Genomic DNA, 8,046 nt, shown 5'->3' with positions numbered 1-8,046 from the left:
CCCCCACGCCGAACCCGGCGCCACCCCGCACCCCCCGCCCCAAAACCACCTCACCCCTCAAGCCGCAGCCGGCGTCACCCCCGCGGTCCGTGCCGGGGAGGCCGGACGCCTGCGCCGGATCACCAGGACCATCAGCGCGGCCGCCGCGCACAGCGCGCCCGAGGAGTACCAGACCACGTCGTAGCGCCCGAAGTGGTCGCGGGCGACGCCGGCGAGGAAGGCGACGAGCGCGGCGCCGACCTGGTGGGAGGCGAGGACCCAGCCGAAGACGATGGCGCTGTCCTCGCCGTACTGCTCACGGCACAGGGCGAGGGTCGGCGGGACGGTGGCGACCCAGTCGAGGCCGTAGAAGACGATGAAGAAGACCATCGGCGGGTGCACGGAGGGTGCCAGGAGCATCGGGAGGAACAGCAGTGAGATGCCGCGCAGGGCGTAGTACACGGCCAGCAGGCGGCGCGGCTCGAAGCGGTCGGTGAACCAGCCGGAGGCGACCGTGCCGACGACGTCGAAGACGCCGATGACCGCGAGGAGCGAGGCGGCGGCGGTGACGGGCATGCCGTGGTCGTGCGCCGCGGGCACGAAGTGCGTCTGGACCAGCCCGTTGGTCGAGGCCCCGCAGATAGCGAACGACCCGGCCAGCAGCCAGAACGGGCCCGTGCGGACGGCGGAGAGCAGCACGGTCACCGCGCGCCGGGCGGCACCCGGCACGGGCGCGGGCTTCGGCACGAACTCCTTTGCCCCGTAAGGCATCTGAGCCACGTCGGCCGGGTGGTCGCGCAGCAGCAGCCAGACGAAGGGGACGACCGCGAGGGCCGCGAGGGCGACGGTGACCGCGGCCGGCCGCCACCCGTGATCGGTGACCATCCAGGACAGCAGCGGGAGGAAGATGAGCTGGCCCGAGGCGGAGGCCGCGGTCAGGATGCCCGTCACGAGGCCCTTGCGTTCGGTGAACCAGCGGTTGGTGACCGTGGCCGCGAAGGCGAGGGCCATCGAACCGGAGCCCAGACCGACCAGCAGGCCCCAGCAGAGCATCAGCTGCCAGGCCTGGGTCATCCAGACGGTCAGTCCGGAGCCGATCGCGATCACGGTCAGGGCGACGGCCACGACCCGGCGGATGCCGAAGCGGTCCATGAGCGCCGCCGCGAACGGCGCGGTGAGTCCGTACAGCGCGAGGTTGATCGAGACGGCCGCGCCGATCGTGCCGCGCGACCAGTGGAACTCCTGGTGCAGCGGGTCGATCAGCAGTCCGGGGAGCGACCGGAAGGCGGCCGCGCCGATGATCGTCACGAAGGTGACGGCGGCGACGAACCAGGCCCGGTGGATGCGGTGGGAGGGGGCGGGGCGGACGGGACGGGAGTCCTCCGGGACCTGCGCGGCTTCGGTTGTCTGGGTCACGTCCTAGAGCTTCGGGGAACGGACACCGTTGAACCACTGGCCCGAGGGACAGCATTCGTTAGGATCGGGCCATGGCCACTCCCGGTACGCCGCCCCCGCACCGCGTCGTCGTCCTCGCGCTCGACGGGCTGCTCCCCTTCGAGCTGGGCATCCCGCAGCGCATCTTCGGCAAGGCCAGGGACACCGGCGGACGCCCGCTGTACGAGGTCGTCACCTGCTCGGTGCGGCCGCCGGGGCCCGTCGAGACGGACGCGGACTTCTCGGTCATGGTCCCCAACGGGCCCGAGGCGCTGGCCGGCGCCGACACGGTCGTCGTCCCGGCCTCGTACGAACTCGGTCCCGTCCACGAGAAGGGCGTCCTGACGCCGGAACTGGCGGCCGCCCTCACGCATGTCCGTCCGGGCACCCGGCTCGTCTCCATCTGCACCGGCAGCTATGTCCTGGCCGCCGCCGGATATCTCGACGGCCGCCCCGCCACCACGCACTGGATGCACGCCGAGCACTTCCAGCGGCTGTTCCCGCGGATCGAGGTCGACGCGGACGTGCTGTTCGTCGACGACGGCGACGTCCTCACCTCCGCCGGGGTCGCGGCCGGGATCGACCTGTGCCTGCACCTCGTACGGCGTGACCACGGCGCGGCTGTCGCCAACGAGGTGGCCCGCCGGACCGTCGTACCGCCGCACCGCGACGGAGGGCAGGCGCAGTACATCCGGCGCCCGGTCCCGGAGGCGCGGTCGTCCGGGACGACCGCCGCCCGGGCGTGGGCGCTCGGCCGCCTCCACGAGCCCATCCAGCTGCGTGACATGGCCGAGCAGGAGTCCATGTCGGTCCGCACCTTCACCCGGCGCTTCCGCGAGGAGGTCGGGGTCAGTCCGGGCCAGTGGCTGACGCAGCAGCGCGTCGAACACGCCCGCCATCTGCTGGAGTCCAGCGACCTGCCGGTCGACCACGTGGCCCGCGACGCCGGCTTCGGCACGGCCCAGTCGATGCGCCAGCACCTCCAGGCGACCCTCGGCGTGACCCCGACCGCCTACCGCCGCACGTTCAGATCCGGCACCGGCACCAGCGGATGACCTCCCGGCACCCGCTCCCCGGCGTCCGCGGCCGTTCCTGGGGCGTGTTCCGAAAGTCCCGCCTGCCTCGCAACACGCTCTAGAACGTCAGCACCGCCCGCGCCACCTTCCCCGCGTGCGCGTCCTCCGCCGCGCGCTCGAAGTCCTCGACGGGGTACGTCGCCGTCACCAGTTCGTCCAGCAGCAGACGGCCCCGGCGGTACAGCTCGGCGTACCGGGCGATGTCGCGCTGGGGGCGGGACGAGCCGTAGCGGCAGCCCAGGATGGACTTGTCGAGGTACATCGAGGAGACGCGGAAGGATGCCTCGGCCGTGGCCGGGGGGACGCCGAGCAGGACCGCCTGGCCGTGCCGGTCGAGCGCGTCGACGGCCGCGCGGACGAGCTCGACCCGGCCGACGCACTCGAAGGCGTGCTGGGCACCGGTGGGCAGGACGTCCTTCACCCCGTCGACCGAGGTCAGGAAGTGCGTCGCCCCGAACCGCCGGGCCACGGCCTCCTTCGCCGGGTTGGAGTCGACGGCGACGATCGTCGTCGCGCCCGCGAGCCGGGCGCCCTGGAGGACGTTGAGGCCGATGCCGCCGGTGCCGATGACCAGGACGGTGTCCCCGCTCTCGACCCGGGCCCGGTTCAGGACCGCCCCGACGCCCGTGAGGACCCCGCAGCCGATCAGCGCGGCCGAGGTGAGCGGGATGTCCTCGGGAATCCGGACCGCCTGCACCGCCTTGACCACCGTCCGTTCCGCGAAGGCGGAGTTGGCGGCGAACTGGTACAGCGGCTCGCCGGCCCTGGTGAACGGCCGCTGCGGCATGCCGATCGCCTTGCGGCACATCGTGGGCCGCCCCCGGTCGCACTCGGCGCAGGTCCCGCAGTTGGCCAGGGTGGACAGCGCCACATGGTCGCCGGGCCCGACATGGGTGACGCCCGCCCCCACGGCCTCCACCACGCCCGCCCCCTCATGGCCGAGCACCACGGGGACGGGGAACGGGATGGTCCCGTCCACCACGGACAGGTCGCTGTGGCAGAGCCCGGCCGCGGAGATCGCCACCCGGACCTCCCCGGGACCCGGATCCCGTATCTCCAGGTCGTCCACGACCCGGGTCCTCTTCCCGTCGAAGATCACGCCTCGCATCGCGCCGGCTCCCCTCTTCCCGGGCCTCCCCGGGCAGCTCCTGGGCTGTTGGTTCCGGGGCCGGTCATGGCCGGCCCCGGGGCTCCTTCGGCAGGCCGAGCGCGCGCTCGGCGATGATCGTGCGCTGGATCTCGTCCGAGCCGCCGTAGATCGTGTCGGCCCGGCTGAACAGGAACAGGTGCTGGGCGGGGTCCAGTTCGTAGGGCCGCTCGGCCGACCAGTCCGCCGGACCGACCGTCGCGGAGGCCCCCTTCACCAGGACCGCGACCTCCCCCAGCCGCCGGTGCCAGCCGCCCCACGACAACTTCGCCACACTCGGCGCGCTCGCACCACCAGAGCCGCCCGAACCACCCAACGTTCGCAGCGCGTTCCAGCGCATCACGCGCAACTCGGCCCAGAGCCGCACCAGTCGCTCGCGCACGACGGGGTCCCGGTCCGCTCCCGTCGCGGCGGCGGTGCGCAGCACGCGCGCCAACTCCCCGGCGAAGCCGATCTGCTGGGCGAGGGTGGAGACCCCGCGCTCGAAGCCGAGCAGGCTCATGGCGACGCGCCAGCCGTCGCCCTCGCCGCCGACGACGTCCGCGGCCGACGCCACCGCCCCGTCGAAGAACACCTCGTTGAAGTCGCTGGTGCCGGTCAGCTGGCGGATCGGGCGGACCTCGATCCGGCCGGGCTGGTCCATGGGGACGAGCAGGAAGGACAGTCCGCGGTGGCGGGCGGACCCCGGCTCCGTGCGGGCGAGCACGAAGCACCAGTCGGCCTCGTGCGCGAGCGAGGTCCAGATTTTCTGTCCCGTGATCCGGTAGGCCCCCGTGGCGCCGGCTCCCGTGTCCCGTACGGCGGTCGTGCGGACGCCGGCCAGGTCCGAGCCGGCGCCGGGTTCGCTGTAGCCCTGGCACCACAGTTCCTCGCCGCGGGCGACCGGCGGCAGGAAGCGGCGCTTCTGCTCCGGGCTCCCGTGCGCGATGAGCGTGGGCGCCAGCAGGTTCTCGCCGATGTGCCCGGAGCGGGCCGGCGCCTTCGAGCGGGCGTACTCCTCGGCCCACACGACCTGTCGGGTCAGGTCCACGCGCCGGTTGCCGTACCCGTCCTCCGCCCAGCCGAGCCCGATCCAGCCGGCGCCGCCGAGTTCCCGCTCCCAGGCGCGGCGCGCGGGGCTACCGGTCAGATGCTCCTCCAGCCAGGCCCGCGCCTCGCGCCGGAAGTCCTCGTCCTGCGGACCGAATGCGAAGTCCACGCGCTCTCCTCCCACGGACCGGAAGCGGCTAGGCGTTGGGGCGTGCCTGGTCCGCCGCGGCCCGCGCCATCGCCTCCAGCTGTTCCAGCAGCGGCATGGGATCGACGCCGACGGTCCCGGGCAGGAAGTCGGCGATCCGCTCCGGGGTCCAGGCGCCCTCGGCGTATCCGGCGCGCAGTTCGCGCGGCTGGGCCCAGACGGCGATCTTGGGGCCGGCGATCGTGTAGACCTGCCCGGTGATGCGCTCCTCGCGGGCCCGGTCCGAGAGCAGGTAGACCACGAGCGCGGCCACGTCCTCCGGTTCGCCGATCTCCTTCAGCTCCATGGGCACGTTCGCCGACATGCGGGTACGGGCGACGGGCGCGACGGCGTTCGCGGTGACCCCGTACTTGTGCAGTCCGAGGGCCGCGCTGCGCACCAGCGAGATGATCCCGCCCTTGGCCGCGCTGTAGTTGGCCTGCGCCACCGACCCCTGGTGGTTGCCGCTGGTGAAGCCGATCAGCGTGCCCGAGCCCTGTCTGCGCATCACCGCGGAGGCGGCCCGGAAGAGGGTGAACGTGCCCTTGAGATGGGTGGCGACGACCGGGTCCCATTCCTGCTCGGTCATGTTGAACAGCATCCGCTCGCGCAGGATGCCGGCCACGCACACCACCCCGTCGATCCGTCCGTACGAGGCGAGCGCGGTGTCGACCACACGCTGTCCGCCCTCCATCGTCGAGATGTCGTCGGCCACCGCGACCGCCTCCCCGCCGGCGGCCTCGATCTCCTTGACGACGGTGTCGGCGACCGAACTCGTGGGCTCGGAGCCCTCGATGGACACCCCGTGGTCGTTGACGACGACGCGGGCGCCCTCGGCGGCGGCGGCGAGGGCGACCGCCCGGCCTATCCCCCGGCCCGCCCCCGTGACGGCGACGACCTTGCCCGCAAGGAAGTTCCCCATGCCCGGCCCCTTCCCGCAGTTTCTGACGGTCCGTTAGATTCAACTCGGATTCTACGACCCGTCAGATGCCTGGAGACAAGACCCCGGGGAGGACTCATGTCGCAGCCCGCGCTCCGTCCGGAGTTCCACGAGATCGCCAAGCGCGTCAACAACTGGGGGCGCTGGGGGGCCGACGACGAGATCGGGACGCTGAACCTCATCACCGACGCGGTGGTGCGGGAGGCCGCGGCGACCGTGCGGAGCGGGCGCCGGATTCCGCTCGCGCTGCCGCTCCAGCAGGACGGTGTGCAGACCGGGATGATCCCGGGGCGGGTCAACCCGTTGCACGCGATGGTGCAGATCAACCAGGAGATCTTCGGCCCCGGCACGGTGGCGTGCAGCGACGACGCCGTGACCATGGGCCTCCAGGCGGCCACCCACTGGGACGCGCTGCCGCACGTCTCGCACTCCGGCCTGCTCTACAACGGCCGCCCGGCCTCCACCGTGACCCCGCACGGCGGCGCGGAGTTCGGCGGGATCGACAAGGCGCGGCACATCGTCTCGCGCGGTGTCCTGCTGGACGTGGCGCGGGCGCGCGGCGAACACCGGCTGGCCGGCGGACACGCCGTCACTCCCGAGGACCTGGAGGCGGCGGAGGAACTGGCCGGGACGCGGGTGCGGGCGGGCGACATCGTGCTGGTGCGGACCGGGCAGATCCAGGTGTACCTGGCGGGCGACAAGCACGGGTACGGCTATCCGTCGCCGGGCCTTTCGGTGCGCACCCCCGAGTGGTTCCACGCCCGCGACGTGGCGGCGGTCGCCAACGACACCCTGACCTTCGAGATCTTCCCGCCCGAGATCGAGGATCTGTGGCTGCCCGTGCACGCGCTCGACCTGGTCGAGATGGGGATGCTGCAAGGCCAGAACTGGAATCTCGAAGAGTTGTCCACAGCCTGTGGACAAGAGAACCGGTACGCCTTCCTGCTGTCGGCGATGCCCGAACCGTTCGTCGGCGGCACCGGCACACCGGTGGCCCCGGTGGCGATCCTCTGACCGCCCGATCCCCGACCGTCCGCTCCCCGACCGTCCGCTCCCGGCGTCCACTCCTCGGCCGCCCGCTCCCCACCGTGCGTCAGCACGGCGGCCGGCCGCGCGTATCCGCCCGGAGGGCCGGCTGGCGGCGCGCCTCCCCCACTATCGACTGCGCCCGGCCGGAAGGTCCCCACCTCGCCCCGGGCACGGCATCGCGCGCCGCCATCCGTCTCGGCGCACCCGCCCTGCCTCCCCCGGCCGCGGAGGAGCCGACGCCGAATCGCGACCCGCACTCGCCGAGGGCTCCCGTCACCGGAGCCCCCGCCGTCCCCTCGCGGCGAATCGCTGAACACAAGCGTGATCAAACGGACACGTCACGTCAACACCAGATCGGGGATTTACGCTGTTACACCCTATTTGAGACAGCGCGTACGGAAGCACGACCCGGCGCATTCGGCCACAACGGCGGCCGTGTACAGGGGTTTCATGCATACATGCACGCGGCCACCCGGCACGGGGCAGCCGCGTTGAGCGGACAGGGCGCGGGTCCGACCCTCAGACCGCCTCGTACGCGAAGCCTCCATAGGCCCCGTACGGGGAGTCCTGGGCCGGGTCCGAGGCGCAGCGGTCGAGTTCGCACCAGATGCGTTTGCCGGCACCCTCGGGGTTCCAGCCCCACCGGTCCGCGAGGCCGTCGACCAGCTCCAGGCCGCGGCCGTTGGTCTCGTCGCCGTCCGCGTGCCGGGGCATCGGCGGCCGGGCACTGCTGTCGGCCACCTCGAGACGGACGGTGGCGGCCCCGGCGCCGCCGGGCAGGCACAGGCGCAGCACGGCCGGACACCCGGTGTGCACCACGGCGTTGGTGACGAGTTCGGAGACGAGCAGGATCAGCGTCTCGGCGAGTGGTTCATCGGCGTCTATCCCGGACCCCGCGAGCCTTGAACGGGCCCAGCGCCGGGCTCGCCCCACCTCTGCGGGGTCGGGCCGGATCTCCAGCTGCACTTGAAGCACCTGCACCGCTCACACCATCCGAACCGGCGGACACATCGCCTCGCGCCTCACAAGGGCCACGATCGTAGCCATTTTCTGCATGGCCAGAACAAGGATCACGGAACGTGATTCCCTTGCGAGACAGCATGGTTGACGTACAGTCACCCCAACAAGCGCTTCGGGCATATTCCAGCGCGAAGGAGTACGCGTGCGGCATACTGTGCGACGCTCGCCACGGGGAGTCGAACAGGCAGGTACGGGGCTCCGTCCT

At 72.4% G+C, this 8,046-nt stretch carries 7 protein-coding genes; 2 read left to right on the top strand and 5 right to left on the bottom strand.

Going from position 1 to position 8,046, the window contains the following annotated elements:
* Positions 1 to 57: 57 nt before the first annotated feature.
* Positions 58 to 1,395 (bottom strand): MFS transporter, encoded by a 1,338-nt coding sequence (locus IO36_RS30015; RefSeq protein ID WP_037624283.1) that lies wholly within the window; start codon positions 1,393 to 1,395, stop codon positions 58 to 60.
* A gap of 71 nt (positions 1,396 to 1,466) precedes the next feature.
* Between IO36_RS30015 and IO36_RS30010 the strand changes: the two genes are divergently transcribed.
* Positions 1,467 to 2,468 (top strand): GlxA family transcriptional regulator, encoded by a 1,002-nt coding sequence (locus IO36_RS30010; RefSeq protein ID WP_037624282.1) that lies wholly within the window; start codon positions 1,467 to 1,469, stop codon positions 2,466 to 2,468.
* A gap of 79 nt (positions 2,469 to 2,547) precedes the next feature.
* Here the strand turns inward: IO36_RS30010 and IO36_RS30005 are convergent, their stop codons facing one another.
* From IO36_RS30005 to IO36_RS29995, 3 genes are all read right to left on the bottom strand, one after another.
* Positions 2,548 to 3,597: a Zn-dependent alcohol dehydrogenase gene (locus tag IO36_RS30005; RefSeq protein ID WP_037624281.1), complete on the bottom strand. Its 1,050-nt coding sequence runs from the start codon at positions 3,595 to 3,597 to the stop codon at positions 2,548 to 2,550.
* A 64-nt stretch (positions 3,598 to 3,661) separates the two neighbouring features.
* A complete protein-coding gene (locus tag IO36_RS30000) occupies positions 3,662 to 4,834 on the bottom strand; it encodes an acyl-CoA dehydrogenase family protein (RefSeq protein WP_037624280.1) in 1,173 nt (390 codons plus the stop codon).
* Between the two features lie 28 nt (positions 4,835 to 4,862).
* Positions 4,863 to 5,774: an SDR family oxidoreductase gene (locus IO36_RS29995; RefSeq protein ID WP_037624278.1), complete on the bottom strand. Its 912-nt coding sequence runs from the start codon at positions 5,772 to 5,774 to the stop codon at positions 4,863 to 4,865.
* 96 nt (positions 5,775 to 5,870) lie between these two features.
* On the opposite strand from IO36_RS29995, the gene IO36_RS29990 reads away from it, so the two are divergent.
* Positions 5,871 to 6,806 carry a cyclase family protein gene (locus IO36_RS29990; RefSeq protein WP_037624276.1) on the top strand — a complete coding sequence of 312 codons (936 nt, stop codon included), beginning with the start codon at positions 5,871 to 5,873 and terminating at the stop codon, positions 6,804 to 6,806.
* 534 nt (positions 6,807 to 7,340) lie between these two features.
* Here the strand turns inward: IO36_RS29990 and IO36_RS29985 are convergent.
* A complete protein-coding gene (locus IO36_RS29985; protein WP_245173537.1) occupies positions 7,341 to 7,802 on the bottom strand; it encodes an ATP-binding protein in 462 nt (153 codons plus the stop codon).
* Positions 7,803 to 8,046: the final 244 nt, after the last annotated feature.

It is taken from the genome of Streptomyces aureus (assembly GCF_000725495.1).
Lineage (GTDB): Bacteria > Actinomycetota > Actinomycetes > Streptomycetales > Streptomycetaceae > Streptomyces > Streptomyces aureus_B.
Note: the sequence above shows the minus strand (reverse complement) of the source record. Positions and strands in the feature narration are given on the sequence as shown.